Origin of the sequence: Cumulibacter manganitolerans, from assembly GCF_009602465.1 — a bacterium.
GTDB lineage: Bacteria > Actinomycetota > Actinomycetes > Mycobacteriales > Antricoccaceae > Cumulibacter > Cumulibacter manganitolerans.
In genome coordinates, this window is record NZ_WBKP01000016.1 from 23,591 (window position 1) to 40,151 (window position 16,561).

The window sequence follows — 16,561 nt, forward strand, 5'->3', positions numbered from 1 at the left end:
GTTCGTGCCCGAGATCAGCACCCCGGTCAGGATCGGCGTCCTCACCTCCGGCGGCGACGCCCCCGGCATGAACGCGGCGCTGCGTGCCGTCGTGCGCTCCGGGCTGAATGCCGGCGCCGAGATGTTCGCCGTCCACGAAGGCTGGCAGGGCGCGGTCAACGGCGGCGCGCAGATCGTGCCGATGGGGTGGGAAGACGTCTCCGGCATCCTGCAGCTCGGCGGCACCGTCATCGGCACCGCGCGCTGCGCCGAGTTCCGCGACCGCGCCGGACGCCGCGCGGCCGTCCGCAACCTCCTCGACCGAGGCATCGACCGGCTCGTCGTCATCGGCGGCGACGGCTCGCTGACCGGCGCCGATCAGCTGCGCGCCGAGTGGAGCGGGCTGCTCGACGAGCTGGTGGCTGCCGGCGAACTCGCGCCGGAGCTGCGGGAGCGGCATCCGCGGCTGATGCTCGTCGGCCTGGTCGGATCGATCGACAACGACATGGTCGGCACCGAGATGACCATCGGCACCGATTCCGCGCTGCACCGCATCACCGACGCCATCGACGCGATCTCCTCGACCGCCGCCAGCCACCAGCGCGCCTTCATCATCGAGGTGATGGGCCGTAACTGTGGCTACCTGGCGGTGATGAGTGCCCTGGCGGGCGGTGCGGACTACGTCTTCGTGCCCGAGGCACCGCCCGGGCCAGACTGGCCGGAGCGGATGTGTGCCGTGATCCGCCGGGCCCGTGAGGCGGGACGACGCGACTCGATCATCGTCGTGGCCGAAGGAGCCGTCGACCTGAGCGGTGCCCGGATCACCTGCGACCAGGTCCGCGTCGCCGTCCAGGAGGGGCTCGGGCAGGACGCCCGCATCACCGACCTCGGCCACGTCCAGCGCGGGGGTACGCCCAGCGCCTACGACCGCTGGATGGCCTCGGTGGTCGGGGTGGCTGCCACGGAGGCGCTGCTGAACGCGGACGCCGGCACCGAGCCCGTGGTGCTCGGCGTCCAGCGCAACGAGGTGGTGCGCCGACCCCTCATGGAGGCGGTCGAGGAGACCCGGGCGGTCCCCGCGCTCATGGCCGGCGGACGCAGCGCCGAGGCGGTCGCCGCGCGGGGCCCCGGTTTCGGCCGCTCCCTTCGAATCTTCCAGGCCATCTCGGAGGCCGATCCCACCGTCGAGCCGGCGGTACCGGCCAAGCGGATTGCCATCGTGCACGCCGGCGGCCTCGCGCCGGGGATGAACACCGCGGTCTGGGCCGCCGTCCGCCTCGGCATCGACGCCGGGCACCGGATGGCCGGGATCCAGGGCGGCTTCCCGGGGTTCTGCCGCGGAGACGTCGTGGATCTCGAGTGGGGCGATGTCGAGGGCTGGGTCTCCCGCGGAGGTGCCGAGCTCGGGACGCGCCGCTCGATCCCCGACGGTGCCGCCTTGGAGCAGATCGCGCGGACGATCGAGCGCCGCGACATCGACGCGCTGCTGGTCGTCGGCGGCTACAACGCCTACGAGGCGGTCCGCCTGATGGTCTCCGAGCGCGACCGTCTGGCTGCCTTCCGGCTCCCGATCGCGTTGCTCCCGGCGAGCATCGACAACAACCTGCCGGGCTGGAAGATGGCGATCGGCGCCGACTCCGCTCTCGGTGTTGCCACCGAGGCCCTCGACCGGGTGAAGCAGTCGGCGTCGGCGCACCGCCGCTGCTTCGTCGTCGAGACGATGGGCCGCTCCTGCGGCTTCCTCGCGCTCATGAGCGGGCTGACCTCCGGCGCCGAGCGGGTCTACCTGCACGAGGACGGCATCGATCTCAGCCGGCTGGAGTCCGACGTCCGCCAGATGCGCGCCGCGTTCGAGCAAGGCCGCCGCTTCCACCTCGCGATCCGCAACGAGGAGGCCGACCCCTACTACACGACCGACGTGCTCGCCCGGCTGTTCGAGGCCGAGAGCGGCGGCCGGTACGACGTACGCACCCTCGTCATCGGGCATGTGCAGGAAGGCCCGAGCCCCAGCCCGTTCGACCGGATGACGGCCGCCCGGCTCGCCGCCGCCGGCATCCGGTTCCTGTCCGACCGGCTCGCGGACGGGAGCGACGACGCGGTGTTCGCCGCCGAGAGCAGCGACGGCACGACGATGCTCCCGGTCGCCGAGCTGGACGGGCTCGTCGATCCGGTTCACCGGCGGCCCGTGGATCAGTGGTGGCACCGGCTGCGGGGAACCGCCGCGGCGATCAACGAGCGCAGCTTCGTCGAGCACGACACGGCGAGGCCGCCCGGGCGGTCGCATTCGATCTGGCCCGGAGTGCACCGCAAGTTTCGAGGCTGACGCGCCGCCGGCCGCCCCGGATCGCTAGGCTGGCACCATGGCTGACTTTGATGTTGTTGTTCTGGGTGCGGGACCCGGCGGGTACGTCGCCGCGATCCGCGCGTCGCAGCTGGGCCTGAAGGCCGCGGTCGTCGAGCTGAAGTACTGGGGCGGCGTGTGCCTGAACGTCGGCTGCATCCCCTCGAAGGCGCTGCTGCGCAACGCCGAGCTCGCTCATCTCCTGGAGCACGATAAGGACAAGTACGGCATCACCGGCGATGCCTCGATGGCCTTCCAGCCCACCCACGCCCGGTCGCGCCAGGTCTCGAGCGAGATCGTCAAGGGCGTGCACTTCCTGATGAAGAAGAACAAGATCACCGAGATCGACGGGTGGGGCACCATCACCAGCCCGACCTCGATGGACGTCAAGCTCAGCGACGGCTCGACCAAGCAGATCACGTTCGACAACCTCGTCATCGCCACCGGCGCGACCACCCGGCTCATCCCCGGTACCGAGCTCTCCGAGCGGGTCGTGACGTACGAGGAGCAGATCCTCGACGACACCCTCCCGGGCTCGATCATCATCGCCGGCTCCGGAGCCATCGGCGTCGAGTTCGCCTACGTGATGAAGAACTTCGGCGTCGACGTCACGATCGTGGAGTTCCTCGACCGCATGGTGCCGACCGAGGACGCCGAGGTCTCCAAGGAGCTCGCCAGGCACTACAAGAAACTCGGCGTGAAGGTGCTGCTGGGCACCAAGGTCGAGTCGATCGACGACTCGGGCGACAAGGTCAAGGTCACGGTCTCCCCCGCCAAGGGCGGCGACCAGCAGGTCCTCGAGGCGGACAAGGTGCTGCAGGCGATCGGCTTCGCGCCGCGGCTCGAGGGCTACGGCCTGGAGTCCCTCGGCGTGGAGATCACCGATCGCAAGGCGATCGCCGTCGACGAACGCGGCCGCACCAACGTGCCCAACGTGTACGCGATCGGCGACGTCACCGGCAAGATGATGCTCGCGCACACCGCCTCCGCCATGGGCATCGTCGCGGCCGAGACCATCGCGGGCGCCGAGACGATCGAGATCGATTTCGACATGATCCCGCGGGCGACGTACTGCCAGCCGCAGATCGCGTCGTTCGGGTACAGCGAGGAGCAGGCCAAGGAGAAGGGCTTCGACGTGAAGACGGCGAAGTTCCCGTTCTCGGCCAACGGCAAGGCCAAGGGGCTCGGTGACACGGCAGGCTTCGTGAAGATCGTCGCCGACGCCAAGCACAACGAGATTCTCGGCGCGCACCTGATCGGCCCCGACGTCACCGAGCTCCTCCCGGCGCTGACCCTTGCCCAGAAGTGGGACCTCACCGCCGACGAGGTCGCCCGCAACATCTTTGCGCACCCGACGCTGTCGGAGGCCGTGATGGAGGCCGTGGAAGGCATCGCTGGCCACATGGTCCACCTCTAGCCTTTCCTCCGCGGGGGCGACCGGCGTCCGGCGGCGGCCAGGGCGGTGCCCCGGCGCCCGTAGGATGGTCGGCATGTCGCTCGCTCAGGGAACCGGTAGCAGCCTGGATCTGCATTGGCTCATCGACGAGATCGGCAACGGCGGCGTGGCCGTCCTGTGCGGCGCCGGCCTGTCGACCGACAGTGGCATTCCCGACTATCGCGGCCCGAACGCCCGGCCCCGGCGGCAGATCACCCTGCAGGAGTTCAGCCGCTCCGAGCAGTTCCGGCAGCGCTATTGGGCGCGGTCCTACGTCGGCTTCGAGAAGTTCGAGGTGGCGGGGCCCAACGCCGGCCACCACGCCCTTGCGGCGCTGCAGTCCCGCGGGTATGTCGGCGGGATCATCACCCAGAACGTCGACGGCCTGCAGCAGGAGGCCGGATCGGTGGGGGTCATCGACCTGCACGGCCGCATCGACGAGGTGATCTGCCTCGACTGCCGCCAGGTGACCGCACGCCAGCAGCTGCAGGACCGGTTGCGCGTCGCGAACGCCGGCTTCCTGGAGCGGCACGACGGGGTCATCGCGCCGGATGGCGACGCGGATATCGCCGACACGGCGGGCTTCCACGTCGTGCCCTGCCTCAACTGCGGCGGGCGCCTCAAGCCACACGTCGTCATGTTCGGCGAGACCGTGCTGCCGGAGATCGTCGAGGCGTGCTACGCCGTGGTGGACGCCGCCGAGATGCTGCTCGTAGTCGGCTCGAGCCTGCAGGTGCAGTCGGGGCTCCGGTTCGTACGGCGGGCGCACGGCCACAAGCCCGTCGCGATCGTCAATCGGGGCCGGACCCGCGGCGACGCGATGGCCGACGTCCACCTCGAGCACGGCGTCAGCGAGACCCTCACGGCGATCGCCGACGCCCTCGACTGAGCCCGCCCCCGTTCAGTTGTGCCGACTTCGGGCGACGTCGCCCGAAGCGGTAACAACACAACGGGGGTCACTCGCCGTAGAACAGCCGCTCGGCGACGTGCCGGGCGCGGCGGGTCTTGCGGGAGTAGTCGTCGAGGAACTCCTCGCTGGTCACCGTGTCGGGATAGCCGGAGAGGCGCGCGACCGCGACCAGGTCCTTCGGCAGCCGCGGGAGCTCGTCCGAGGCCTTGCCCTTGGCCAGCATGATCGCATCGCGGCACTTGGAGACCAGCCGCCACGACTCGGCGAGCGCGTACGCGTCGTCACCGCTGATCAGCCCGGCCTCGGCCGCCCCGCGCAACGCCGTCAGCGTCGACGTGGTCCGCAGCTCGGAGTGCTCGTGGCCGTGCTGCAGCTGCAGCAGCTGCACGGTCCACTCGATGTCGGACAGCCCGCCGCGGCCGAGCTTGAGGTGCCGGTTGGGGTCGGCCCCCCGCGGCAGCCGCTCGGTGTCGACGCGCGCCTTGATCCTGCGGATCTCGCGCACCTGCTCCGGCGCCAGACCGCCCTCGGCGAACCGGATCGGGTCGATCAGCTGGGTGAACCGCGCCCCCAGCAGGACGTCGCCGGCAGCGGGACGAGCCCGCAGCAGGGCCTGCGTCTCCCACGGCTGGCTCCAGCGCGCGTAGTACTCCCGGAAGCCCTCGAAGGACCGTACGAGGGCACCGTTGCGGCCCTCGGGGCGCAGGTCGGCGTCCAGCCCGACCGCCGGGTCGGCGCCGGGCTTGGCGAGCAGCTTGATCATCAGCTCGACCGTCTGCAGCGCGATCTTCCGCGCGTCCTCCGGGTCGGCGCCCGGCCGTACGTCGTACACGTACACGACGTCCGCGTCCGAGCCGTAGCCGAGCTCTGCGCCGCCGTACCGGCCCATGCCGATCACCGCGATGTCGCACGGGAAGTCGCCCATCCCGATCTCGCGCTCGGAGCCGACCTGCTTGGCCGCCACCGAGAGCGCGGCGCGGATCGTCGCGTCGTTCAGGGCCGTCAACGCCGAGCCGACGTGCACGACGTCGATCCGGTGCAGGATGTCCGCCGAGGAGATCCGCACCAGCTCGTGACGCCGGATCGACCGGATGGCGGCGATCGCCTCCTCCGGGTTCGCCGCCCGGCCGGCCGCGGCGAACATCTTCATCTCGATCGCGGTCTCCATGCGCGGCGCGAGCTGGGACAGCTCGGCGAACATCTGGATGGCCTCCGGCGCGCGGCCGAGCAGCCCCGCGACGTACTTGCTCGAGCCGAGGACCAGCGCCAGGTTCCCGCTCACCGCGCCCTCGTCGCGCAGCAGCCGCAGGTACCACGGCGTGCGGCCGAGCTGCTCGGAGACCTGGCGGTAGGCCAGCACACCGCCGTCGGGGTCGGGAGCGTCGGCGAACATCGACAGGATCGCCGGCAGCACGATGCGCTGCAGCGCAGCGGTCCGGCTGGTCCCGGCGGTCAGCGCCTCGACGTGCTTCAGGACGCCTTCGGGGCGTTCGAAGCCGAGCGCCCGCAGCCGCTGCACGGCCGCCTCGGTCGTGAGCCGCAGCGCCTCGCCCGGCACCGCCGCGACCGCCGACAGCAGCGGGCGGTAGAAGACCTTCTCGTGCAGGCGGCGCACCTCGCGGGCGTGCGCCTCCCGGTCGTGCAGCAGCGACTTCACGGGGTCGCCCTCGTAGCCGAGCGACCGCGCCAGGGTCAGCAGGTCGTGCTGGTCGGCGGGCAGCAGATGCGTGCGGCGCAACTGCGAGAGCATCACCCGATGCTCGAGGGTGCGCAGGAACCGGTACGAGTCGGCGAGCGTGCGCCCGTCCTCGCGGCCCACGTAGCCGCCGGCGGTCAGCGAGCGCAGCGCGTCGAGGGTCGCCGGCTCGCGGATCGACTCGTCGGCGCGCCCGTGCACCATCTGCAGGATCTGCACCGAGAACTCGATGTCGCGCAAGCCACCCGGGCCCAGCTTCAGCTCGCGGCCGGCCAGCTTGTCCGGGATGTTGTCCTCGACCCTGCGGCGCATCGACTGGACGTCGTCGACGAAGCCATCACGCTCGGCGGCCTGCCAGCACTGGGCGGCGATGGCCTCCATGTACTGCCCGCCGAGGTCCGGGTCGCCGGCGATCGGCCGGGCTTTCAGCAACGCCTGGAACTCCCAGGTGCGTGCCCAGCGGGAGTAGTAGGAGCGGTGGCCGTCCAGGGTGCGGATCAGCGCGCCCGCCTTGCCCTCGGGTCGCAGCGCGGCGTCGACCTCCCACGCGACCTCCTTGCAGATCCGCATCATCGCCGACGCCCACGTCGCGCCGTTGCGCATGGCGACGTCCTCGGGCGTGCCGTCGACCGGCTCGCCGACGTAGATGACGTCGACGTCCGAGATGTAGTTCAGCTCGTGAGCGCCGCACTTGCCCATGCCGATCACGGCGAGCCGGACGCCGGACGCCCGCTCGCCCAGCTCGGCGGCCGCCACCGCGAGCGCCGTCTGCACCAGCGCGCCCGCCATGTCGGAGAGGTCGTCGGCCGCGGTCTCGAGGGACGCCTCCCCCACCAGGTCACGCGCGGCGACGTCCAGCAGCGCCCGCGTGTACGCGATGCGCAGCAACCGCACCGCCTCCGCACCGGTGGTGGTCGCCCGGCGGCCCGTCGGCCCGGTGCACGGGTCGTCGAGATCGGCGCCCACCGAGACGGCGATGCCGTCGAGGAGCTCCTGGAAGGACGCCGGCCGCTCCTTCAGCAGCCGCCACTGGCCCACGTTGGCACACAGCCATTCGCCGAGCGCCCGCGAGCTGCCGAGCACCGCGCACAGCCGCCGCGCGAAGTCGTCGTCGGCGCGCAGCGCCTCCAGCGCGCCCTCGTTGCCGCCGGCCTCGACGAGCCGGACGAGCAGCAGCACCGCCTGATCCGGGTCGGCTGCGTCGTTGAGCATGCGCACGAGCACCTCGGCGCGCTCGTCCGCGAAGTCGCCGCTCTCGGTCACCAGGCCCACGGGCAGCAGGAACCGCGCGACTCGGTCGGGGTCGGCGAAGTCCAGGCGCGCCAGCGGCTTGAGCCGCTGGCGCCCGGTGTCGACGGCCCGCGCCGGTCGCGGATCAGTCATCCGCGGGGCCCTCGGTCGCCAGCTGCGCGAATCGCACGATGAACGGCTCCCACACCTCGCGCAGGTCCGGGTGCGCGATTTCCGAGCGCCGCACCAGCTCCTCGGTGTCGAATCCCTTGCGCTGCAGCGCATCCTCGTTGTCGACGATCCACGACCGGAACGTCTCGTGCGTCGTCTCGAAATGGAACTGGGTCGCCCACATCCGATCGCCGAACCGGAAGGCCTGGTGGTCGTACAGCGGCCCGCCCATCAGATGCACCGCGCCGGGCGGCAGCTCGGCGATGACCTCGCCGTGGAACTGGATCACGTCGGGCGCCATCGGCAGCGTCTCGAACAGCTCGTCCTTGTAGGAGACGTCCTTGCGGCCCGAGAGCATCGGGCCGATCTCCATGCCCTCGCTCCCCCGCTCGACGCGGCCGCCGAGCGCCTGCGTGACGAGCTGCGCGCCGAGGCAGATCGCGAGGGTCGGGTGCGACGTGGCGGCCGCCCGCTGGAGCATCTCGAGGGTCTGCGAGCGCCACGGGAAGCCCTTGTCGGAGGTGGCGCTCAGCCCGCCGCCCAGCACGATCGTCCCGGCGTACTGCGTCAGGTCGTCCGGCAGCGGATCACCGGCGTACGGGCGGATCACCACGCACTCGTAGCCGTGCTCGGTGAGCCAGTCCAGCAGCGGCCCGGGCGGGTCGGTCTTGTCGTGCTCGATGAAGGCGAACGGCTTGGTGGTCATCTACAGCACTCCGAGGTAGGACTCGATCTCGAACGGGGTCACGCGGGCGCGGTAACCGATCCATTCCTGGCGCTTGTTGCGCAGGAAGTAGTCGAAGACGTGCTCGCCGAGGATCTGCGGCATGAGCTCGGACTCCTCCAGGCAGCTCAGCGCCTCGTAGAGGTTGTGCGGCAGGTCGGCGAAGCCCATGGCGCGGCGCTCGCGGGAGGTCAGCGCCGAGACGTCCTCCTCCGCGCCGGGCGGCAGCTGGTACTCCTCCTCGACACCCTTCAGGCCCGCGCCGATGAGCACCGCGAGCGCCAGGTACGGGTTGCAGGCGGGATCCGGCGAGCGCACCTCGATGCGGGTCGAGCTGGACTTGCCCGGGCTGTACTGCGGCACCCGGATCAGCGCCGACCGGTTGGCGTGCCCCCAGCACACCCACGCGGGCGCCTCGGAGATCTCCCCCTCGCCCTCGAAGGCGTAGAGGCGCTTGTAGGAGTTCACGAACTGGTTGGTCACCGCGGTGAGCTCGCGCGCGTGCCGCAGGATCCCTGCGATGAAGTGCCGGGCGGTCTTCGACAGCGACAGCTCGTCGGTCGGGTCGTGGAAGGCGTTGTTCTCGCCCTCGAACAGCGAGATGTGGGTGTGCATGCCGCTGCCGGCGTGCATCGTGAACGGCTTCGGCATGAAGGTGGCGTACACGCCCTCCTCGAGCGCCGTCTCCTTCATCATGTGCCGGAAGGTCATGATGTTGTCGGCCGTGGTGAGCGCGTCGGCGTACCGCAGGTCGATCTCCTGCTGGCCCGGCGCGACCTCGTGGTGGCTGAACTCGACGGAGATGCCCATCGCCTCCAGGGCCGTCACCGCGCGGCGGCGGAAGTCGTGCGCCTTGATGTGCGTGGGCATGTCGAAGTAGCCGCCCTGGTCCACCGGCCGCGGGGGCTTGCCGGACGCCGGCTCGTCCTCGAGCAGGAAGAACTCCATCTCCGGGTGGGTGTAGCAGCTGAAGCCCATGTCGGAGGCCTTGGCCAGGACCCGGCGCAGCACGTGCCGCGGATCGGCCCAGGCCGGGGAGCCGTCGGGCATCTTGATGTCGCAGAACATCCGAGCCGTGTCGGAGGGCTCGCCGTTCTCCATCGGGATGACCTGGAACGTCGTCGGGTCGGGGTGCGCGACCATGTCGCTCTCGGTGACGCGGGCGAAGCCCTCGATCGCCGAGCCGTCGAAGCCGATGCCCTCCTCGAAGGCCGACTCGAGCTCGGCGGGGGCGATCGCGACGGCCTTGAGGAATCCCAGGACGTCGGTGAACCACAGCCGGACGAACTTGATGTCGCGCTCTTCGATGGTGCGCAGGACGAACTGCTGCTGACGATCCACGGTTGTTCTCCCTACGACTGGTACGGCGCCGCCTCTAGTCTGCCTGGACCCGGTTTCCTACTTGTTACCGGCTTTCCAGGTCTCCCAGTCGACGTTCCAGTCACCCCATCCGTCGCCCGGCTTGAGCTCGAGCTCGGCGCCGCTGATGATCACGATGTCGCCGTACCGCGCGTTCTCGTAGAACCACTTGCCGTTCTCCATCGACAGGTTGATGCAGCCGTGCGAGACGTTGCGCACGCCCTGGTCGGCCACCGACCACGGCGCGGCGTGCACGAACTCGCCCGACATCGAGATGCGGGTCGCGTACGGCACCTCCTCGTAGTAGCCGTCGGGCGCGTCGGTGGGCAGCCCCCAGGTCGAGGAGTCCATGATCTTCTTCTCGTACTTCTCCTGCACCACATGGATGCCGTTCTGCGACGGGTACTTCGGCATGCCCAGCGAGCCGGGCATCGTGCGGATCAGCTTCCCGTTCTGGTACACCTTCAGCTGCAGGTCCGAGCTGTCGATCTTGGAGATCACCGAGTCGCCGATGACGAAGTCGGTGTGGTGGTCCTTCTGGCCGTACAGCCCGCCGCCGAGGTCCTTGCCGTAGATCTGCACGTCGAGGCTCACGGTGGTGCCGGGCGTGTAGAAGTCCTTGGGCCGCCAGTGCGCCTCCTTGCTGGAGAACCAGTACCAAGCGCCTTCCACCGGCGGGTTGGTCGTGACCTTCATGTACTGCTCGGCGGTGTTCTTGTCCTTGATCGGCTCGTCGAAACGCACGATCAGCGGCATGCCGACCCCGTAGGTGCCGCCCGCCTTGCTGGGCAGGGTGCTCACCGCGGTCTGGTTGGTCGGGACGACGGTCTGGATGGTGCCCGTGTACTGCTTGGCCGCGCCCTCGACGCTGGTGGTCTCGGCGGTCACGGTGTACGTGCGGGCGTATCCGAACGGCTCGCCGGAGGTCCAGGTCAGGCCGTCCGGCGCGAGCGTGCCCTGCACCTGCTTGCCCTCGCTGTTGGTGACGGTCACCGATGTCATGGTGCCCTGGGCGGCCGTGACGACCAGCGGGGTGAGCGGGTTGACGTTCGTGGACCCGTCGGGCGGGTTCATCGTCACCGCCGTCGTGATCGGCGCCTTCGTCGTCGTGGGCGCCGCTTCGCTCGTCGGCGCGCCACCGCCGGCGCTCGTCGAGCCGCTGCCGGTCGTGCAGGCGCTCACGAGCAGGAGGGCCAGCACGGCGATCAGGGCCAGGGCGGCCTGGGTGGCGGGAGACCTACGGTTCATCGAGTTTCCAGACGGGCGAGAGCGTGACGGCAGGTGTCACTGCGGTGAGCGGCGGGGGCGGGGACGAAGAGCCATTCTCCCACAGAAACCGAGGTCATGGCCTCGACTAGATCGACATCACCGGTCCGCGAGCGGCGCCGCCGATCACCGCGTGCGCCGCCACGAGCGACGGGCCGTACCAGGTGAGGTAGCGACCCTCGAACAGCGCGCACCGGCGGCCGGCGAACGCCTCGGGACCGTCGGAGAGGCTGAACGGATACGGCTCGTCGGGCAGCAGGATCAGCTCGGCGTCGATGCCGGGCTCGACGCGGGGATAACGCGGCTCGGTGACGACGTTGACCAGGCCGAGCCGCTGGATCAGGTCACCGGAGAAGGTCTGCGATCCGACGGCCATCCACGGCTTGCGCCAGATGAAGCACGCCGTGCGGACGCCGATAAGGTCCGGATCCGGTCGCTCCCAGACACGGCCCGCGGTGTCCAGCCAGGCGGACCGCGGCAGGCCGAGGGCGTCCAGCAGCCGCGCGATCGAGCCGAGAGCGGCATCGAGCGTGTCGGGGCTGGTGACGTAGACGGGGATGCCGGCGTCCCGCAACGCCTCCACGTCGGCCTGCTTGTTCTCCTCCTTGTTGGCCACCACGACGTCCGGCCGCAGGGCGGTGATGCGCTCGATGCCGGGCTTCTTGGTGCCGCCGATCCGCTCGGCGCGCAGGTCCGCCGGGTGCGTGCACCAGTCGGTCACGCCCACGAGCAGGCCCGGGTACTCGTACGCGATGGTCTCGGTGAGCGACGGGACCAGGCTGACGACGCGGCGCACGTCGCCGAGCCTCAGCTCGACGCCCAGGTCGTCAACGACGCTGCGCATGGCCCACGAGCTCCAGCTGCAGCTCCGGCTTCTGCGGGTCGGCCGCGTCGACGCGCACCTGCACGGAGTCGCCGAGCCGCGCGCCGCCCTCGGCCTTGGCCCGGACGGCGGGCTCGTCGAGCACGACGGTGACCGAGTCCTTGCCGGTGCCGACGACGACGGCCGGGAACTGCTTGCCGACCGCGTCGCGCAGCAGCAGGGCCTCCACCGTGTCGATGATCGCGTTGTCGAGACGGCTCTCCAGCGCGCCGGTGCCCGCGACGACGTCCGGCAGCCTCGGCAGCGCGTCCAGCGCCCAGGCGGGGATCGGTTGCCCGGCGCACGCCGAGAGGCACACCTCCAGGCCGTAGCGGTCGACCAGCCGCCGCAGCGGGGCGGTGACGTGGGCGTAAGGGGCGCCGATCGCGGCGTGCACGGCGTCCTCCGGGCGCCCGTGGGTGTAGCCGAGGTAGCCGGCGCCCCGCAGCAGGTGCGCGGCCTGCTCGATGAACGCCACGTGGCGCGGGTTCTCCCGGTCGAGCCCGTCGATGACGTCGGAGGGATGCGCGCCGTCCGGCCACGCGATGCCGAGCGTGAGGGCGGTGGCGCGCACCTCCGCCAGCGTCTCCTCGGGTGCGGGCGGCAGCGTGCGCAGGATCCCGGCGCCGGCGTCCAGCATGATCGACGCGGCGGCCACGCCGGTCATCAGCGAGATCTCGGCGTTCCAGAGCTCACACGGCAGCGGGGTGCGGTACTGCAGCTCCCACCCGTGCGGGCCCTGCTCCACGACCTGCTCGGGCAGGTTCAGGTTGATCGCGTGCCGCTGCTGCGCGAGCCGCAGCCGCTTGGGCCCGACCTCGGCCAGCAGGGCGAGGGAGGGGTGCGCCGACCCGGCGGCGAAGTCCCGCTGCGTCTGCTCGTAGCTCAGCGCCGCGGTGCTGCGCACCTTCGTGCGCCGCACCGTCGCCGACGTCACCGCCCCCGAGGCGTCCAGGCGCAGCTCCCACAGGGCGGCCGGGCGCACCTGCTCCGGCAGCAGGCTGGCACCGTCCTCGCTGAGCTCGGTGGGGTGCAGCGGGATGCGCTTGTCCGGGCAGTAGAGCGTCTGCCCGCGCAGCCAGCACTCGTCGTCGATGGGGCCGCCCGCGGTGACGAAGGCGGCGACGTCCGCGATCGCGTAGCTCACGAGGTAGCCGTCGCCGTCGCGGGCGATGTGCACCGCCTGGTCGAGGTCGCGCGACCCCTCGGGATCGAGCGTCACCAGCGGCAGGCCGGTGTCGTCGGCCTCGGGAAGCCGCGGATCGGCGGCCGCCCGCCGCGCCTCGGCGAGAACCTCGGCCGGGAACTCCTCGCGCACGTGGAGCTCGGCGCGTACCTGCGCGAAGTCGACGCCGGGAACGGTGCGGCGGACGGTCACCACCTAGCTGTCCTGCTCCTCGCCGCTCCAGGCGCGGTCTTCCTCGTCGAGCCTGGCCTCGCGCTCGTGCAGGGCCTTGAGGCCGTTGGCGGCCTCCTCGGCGGTGTCGTACGGCCCGAGGCGGTCCTCGGCCTTCGACTCGCTCGCCCGGATGACCTTGCCGTCGCTGACCCGCAGCCAGAACTTGTCGTCGCCCTCAGTCATGTCGTCCTCCTCGAGCATGGGTGGTGGTGTGCACAACCCTAGCCAATCGGCGGGTGGGGCGAGTGCGGATGAGCCGGGCTGTACGCCGGATCCTGTCCCCGGGCACCTCGCGGTGCACCGATGGGCGACCATCCATCTAGGCCTGCCGTCGCCGGCAGGCTCAAGCGGCCTACCCGCCAGCTCGAGCGAGCAGCCCTCAGGCGCTGGCGCAGCCACGCGGCGGACCGCGTGGCCTCTTGGCCTTGCTCCGGGTGGGGTTTACCGAGCCACCCCGGTCACCCGGGGTGCTGGTGGTCTCTTACACCACCGTTTCACCCTTACCCGCCCTCACGGGCGGGCGGTCTGTTTTCTGTGGCACTGTCCCGCGGGTCACCCCGGGTTGCCGTTAGCAACCACCCTGCTCTTCGGAGTCCGGACGTTCCTCGAGGCACGCCTCGCGATCGCCCACCCGACTCATCCGCGAGCAGAAGTGTACGGCGTCCGCGCCGCGTCGTTGTAGCCTCCAGGTGACCCGGCCCGTTCTTGGAGGCGTGATGAAGCACCCCGACGACGTCTACGCGACCCGGCCGTGGCTCGGCCTGTACCGCGCCGGCCAGCCGGCCGAGGTCGAGGTGCCCTGGCGGTCGATGCTCGAGGTGATCGAGCACAACGCCGAGGAGGCGCCCGATCGCGAGCTGATCAAGTACTTCGACGGCGTGCTGACCTACCGCGAGTTCGACGAGATCACCGACGCCCTCGCGTGCGGGCTGCTGGCCCGCGGCATCGCGGCCGGCGACCGGGTCGCGGTGATGACGCAGAACAACCCGCAGTTCCTGATCGCGATGGCGGGCATCTGGAAGGCCGGCGCCATCATGGTCTCGGTCAACCCGATGAACCGCGAGCGCGAGCTCGGCTACATCGCGCGCGACTCGGGCGCCCGCGCGATCGTGTGCCTGGAGTCGATCTACCGCGACGTCGTGTCGCACGTGGTCGGCGACTCGCCGATCGAGCTCGCGCTGAGCACCAGCGAGCTGGCGTACCAGTCGCGCAACGATCAGCGGGTGTTCGCCGGCGTCACGCGCGAGACGCCGGACGGCGCGACCGACCTGGAGGCGCTCATCGACCAGCACCGCGGCGAGCGTCCGCCGCCGGTGCGGTTCGGCGCGGGGGACGTCGCGATCATCACCTACACGTCCGGCACGACGGGCGAGCCGAAGGGTGCCACCAACACGCACGGCAACGTGCTGCACAACTCGCTGGCCTACCTGCGCTGGATGGAGCTGGACGACGACACGATCTTCGGGATCGCTCCGCTGTTCCACATCACCGGCATGATCGGCCACGCCACGGTGGCGCTCTACGGCCCGGTGACCCTGGTGCTGGCGCACCGCTTCGAGCCGTTCGTCACCGCGGATCTGATCGAGGAGCACGGGTGCACGTTCACCATCGGCGCGATCACCGTCTACATCGCGATGATGAACGCGCCGGGCCTGGACGCCGGGAAGCTCGCCAGCCTCCGGAAGGTGTTCTCCGGCGGCGCAGCGATCCCGCCCTCGGTCGTCGAGCGGTTCCGGTCGTTCTGCGGGCTGTACATCCACAACGCGTACGGCCTCACCGAGTCCACCTCGCCGACGCACCTCGTCCCGCTCGGCACCGAGGCGCCGGTCGACGAGACGTCCGGCGCGATCAGCGTCGGGGTGCCGATCTACGGAACAGTCGTGCGGATCGTCGACGAGGACGGCGAGCCGCTGCCGGTCGGGCAGGTCGGCGAGCTCGAGAGCGACGGCCCGGGGATCGTCCCGGCGTACTGGCGCAAGCCGGAGGAGACCGCCCGCTCGATCCCCCACGGCCGGCTGCGTACCGGCGACGTCGGGTTCATGAACGCCGACGGCTGGTTCTTCATCGTGGACCGCAAGAAGGACATGATCAACGCCTCCGGCTACAAGGTGTGGCCCCGAGAGGTGGAGGACGTGCTCTACGGGCATCCCGCCGTTCGCGAGGCGGCCGTCGTCGGCGTCGCGGACGAGTATCGCGGCGAGACCGTGAAGGCGGTCGTCTCCTTGCAGAAGGGCGAAAGCGTCACGCCGGACGAGCTCACGGCGTACTGCAAGGAGCGGATGGCGGCCTACAAGTACCCACGGATCGTCCAGATCGTCGACGAGCTGCCGAAGACCGTCTCGGGCAAGATCCTGCGCCGCGAGCTGCGCGACTAGGCGAGCGGCGCGACCCGGCGTTACCACTACACTCGCTCGGGTGACTGCCTGGGAGATCGTGCTGCTGGCCGTCGGCGGGATCCTCGGCGGCGGGATCAACTCCATCGCCGGCGGTGGTTCCCTGGTCGTCTTCCCGGCCCTGCTCGCGACCGGCATGTCGCCGTTGCAGGCCAACGTCACCAACTCGGTCGGCCAGTGGCCGGGCTACCTCGGCGCCGTCGTCGGCTTCCGGCCCGAGCTGCGCGGGCAGGCGCACCGGGTGCGCCAGGTCGCCGTCGCGTCGGTCGTCGGCTCGGCGGTGGGCTGCGCCCTGCTGCTGTCGCTGCCGTCCGCGGCGTTCGACGCGATCGTTCCGGCGCTGGTCCTGCTCGCGGCCGCGATGCTCTACTTCCAGCCGCGGCTGAAGAAGTACGCCGAGGCCCGGCAGGCGGCCAAGTCGGGACCGGAGTGGGAGCTGCCGCTCGCGGTCGGGCTCGGCGCGGTGTACGGCGGCTACTTCGGCGGTGCGCTGGGCGTGATCCTGCTCGGGGTGCTGGCGCTGGTCTCCCCCGACACGCTGCGCCGCAACAACGCGCTGAAGAGCTCGATCTCGCTGGTCGTCTCGACGGTGACCGTGGTCGCGTTCGCGCTGTTCGGTCCGGTCGACTGGGTGGCGGTCGCGATCACGGCGCCCGCCGCGCTCCTCGGCGGCGTCCTGGGCGCCCGGGTCGCCCGCCGGATCCGCGACGACGTGCTGCGCTGGGTCGTGATCGTGCTCAGCGTCGGAGTCGCGATCTGGCTCATCGTTCAAGCCGCGTCGTAGCTGCCGGGCCGC

Annotated in this window: 12 protein-coding genes and 1 other RNA gene; 5 read left to right on the forward strand and 8 right to left on the reverse strand. The window is 70.8% G+C overall.

Annotated features, from left to right (window positions below; translation table 11 throughout):
- Nucleotides 1-4 precede the first annotated feature (4 nt).
- The 3 genes from F8A92_RS08090 (at nucleotide 5) to F8A92_RS08100 (ending at nucleotide 4,644) form a co-directional block, all read left to right on the forward strand.
- Nucleotides 5-2,302 (forward strand): 6-phosphofructokinase, encoded by a 2,298-nt coding sequence (locus F8A92_RS08090; RefSeq protein WP_228389298.1) that lies wholly within the window; start codon nucleotides 5-7, stop codon nucleotides 2,300-2,302.
- 37 nt (nucleotides 2,303-2,339) lie between these two features.
- Nucleotides 2,340-3,737, forward strand: a complete 1,398-nt coding sequence (gene lpdA / locus F8A92_RS08095; RefSeq protein WP_153504661.1) for a dihydrolipoyl dehydrogenase — start codon at nucleotides 2,340-2,342, stop codon at nucleotides 3,735-3,737.
- A gap of 73 nt (nucleotides 3,738-3,810) precedes the next feature.
- Nucleotides 3,811-4,644: a Sir2 family NAD-dependent protein deacetylase gene (locus F8A92_RS08100; RefSeq protein ID WP_228389299.1), complete on the forward strand. Its 834-nt coding sequence runs from the start codon at nucleotides 3,811-3,813 to the stop codon at nucleotides 4,642-4,644.
- Nucleotides 4,645-4,711: 67 nt separating this feature from the next.
- Here the strand turns inward: F8A92_RS08100 and F8A92_RS08105 are convergent, their stop codons facing one another.
- The 8 genes from F8A92_RS08105 to rnpB all read right to left on the reverse strand — a co-directional run bounded on the left by F8A92_RS08105 (nucleotide 4,712) and on the right by rnpB (nucleotide 14,011).
- Nucleotides 4,712-7,744: a bifunctional [glutamine synthetase] adenylyltransferase/[glutamine synthetase]-adenylyl-L-tyrosine phosphorylase gene (locus F8A92_RS08105; protein WP_194291410.1), complete on the reverse strand. Its 3,033-nt coding sequence runs from the start codon at nucleotides 7,742-7,744 to the stop codon at nucleotides 4,712-4,714.
- Entirely contained in the window at nucleotides 7,737-8,468 is a 732-nt protein-coding gene (locus F8A92_RS08110; RefSeq protein ID WP_153504664.1) for a type 1 glutamine amidotransferase, read from the reverse strand. Before F8A92_RS08110 ends, F8A92_RS08105 begins: the two co-directional genes overlap by 8 nt.
- Nucleotides 8,469-9,827, reverse strand: coding sequence for a type I glutamate--ammonia ligase (gene glnA, locus F8A92_RS08115; RefSeq protein WP_153504665.1), 1,359 nt, complete (start codon nucleotides 9,825-9,827; stop codon nucleotides 8,469-8,471).
- Between the two features lie 57 nt (nucleotides 9,828-9,884).
- Entirely contained in the window at nucleotides 9,885-11,093 is a 1,209-nt protein-coding gene (locus tag F8A92_RS08120) for a L,D-transpeptidase (protein ID WP_153504666.1), read from the reverse strand.
- Between the two features lie 106 nt (nucleotides 11,094-11,199).
- Nucleotides 11,200-11,955 (reverse strand): helical backbone metal receptor, encoded by a 756-nt coding sequence (locus F8A92_RS08125; RefSeq protein WP_194291411.1) that lies wholly within the window; start codon nucleotides 11,953-11,955, stop codon nucleotides 11,200-11,202.
- Entirely contained in the window at nucleotides 11,939-13,354 is a 1,416-nt protein-coding gene (locus tag F8A92_RS08130) for an RNB domain-containing ribonuclease (protein WP_228389300.1), read from the reverse strand. Before F8A92_RS08130 ends, F8A92_RS08125 begins: the two co-directional genes overlap by 17 nt.
- Nucleotides 13,355-13,555, reverse strand: coding sequence for an SPOR domain-containing protein (locus F8A92_RS08135; RefSeq protein WP_153504667.1), 201 nt, complete (start codon nucleotides 13,553-13,555; stop codon nucleotides 13,355-13,357).
- A 65-nt stretch (nucleotides 13,556-13,620) separates the two neighbouring features.
- Nucleotides 13,621-14,011, reverse strand: an RNA gene (gene rnpB, locus F8A92_RS08140) — RNase P RNA component class A.
- A gap of 77 nt (nucleotides 14,012-14,088) precedes the next feature.
- Here rnpB and F8A92_RS08145 point away from each other — a divergent pair.
- Nucleotides 14,089-15,747 carry a class I adenylate-forming enzyme family protein gene (locus tag F8A92_RS08145; protein ID WP_153504668.1) on the forward strand — a complete coding sequence of 553 codons (1,659 nt, stop codon included), beginning with the start codon at nucleotides 14,089-14,091 and terminating at the stop codon, nucleotides 15,745-15,747.
- A 40-nt stretch (nucleotides 15,748-15,787) separates the two neighbouring features.
- Entirely contained in the window at nucleotides 15,788-16,549 is a 762-nt protein-coding gene (locus tag F8A92_RS08150) for a sulfite exporter TauE/SafE family protein (RefSeq protein ID WP_153504669.1), read from the forward strand.
- The last annotated feature ends 12 nt before the right edge of the window (nucleotides 16,550-16,561 follow it).

Excerpts from the sequence above, each read along its gene's own strand:
- lpdA (WP_153504661.1), top strand. The coding sequence starts at position 2,340 with ATGGCTGACTTTGATGTTGTTGTTCTGGGTGCGGGACCCGGCGGGTAC.
- F8A92_RS08100 (WP_228389299.1), top strand. The coding sequence starts at position 3,811 with ATGTCGCTCGCTCAGGGAACCGGTAGCAGCCTGGATCTGCATTGGCTC.
- F8A92_RS08105 (WP_194291410.1), bottom strand. The coding sequence starts at position 7,744 with ATGACTGATCCGCGACCGGCGCGGGCCGTCGACACCGGGCGCCAGCGG.
- F8A92_RS08110 (WP_153504664.1), bottom strand. The coding sequence starts at position 8,468 with ATGACCACCAAGCCGTTCGCCTTCATCGAGCACGACAAGACCGACCCG.
- F8A92_RS08120 (WP_153504666.1), bottom strand. The coding sequence starts at position 11,093 with ATGAACCGTAGGTCTCCCGCCACCCAGGCCGCCCTGGCCCTGATCGCC.
- F8A92_RS08125 (WP_194291411.1), bottom strand. The coding sequence starts at position 11,955 with ATGCGCAGCGTCGTTGACGACCTGGGCGTCGAGCTGAGGCTCGGCGAC.
- F8A92_RS08135 (WP_153504667.1), bottom strand. The coding sequence starts at position 13,555 with ATGACTGAGGGCGACGACAAGTTCTGGCTGCGGGTCAGCGACGGCAAG.
- F8A92_RS08145 (WP_153504668.1), top strand. The coding sequence starts at position 14,089 with ATGAAGCACCCCGACGACGTCTACGCGACCCGGCCGTGGCTCGGCCTG.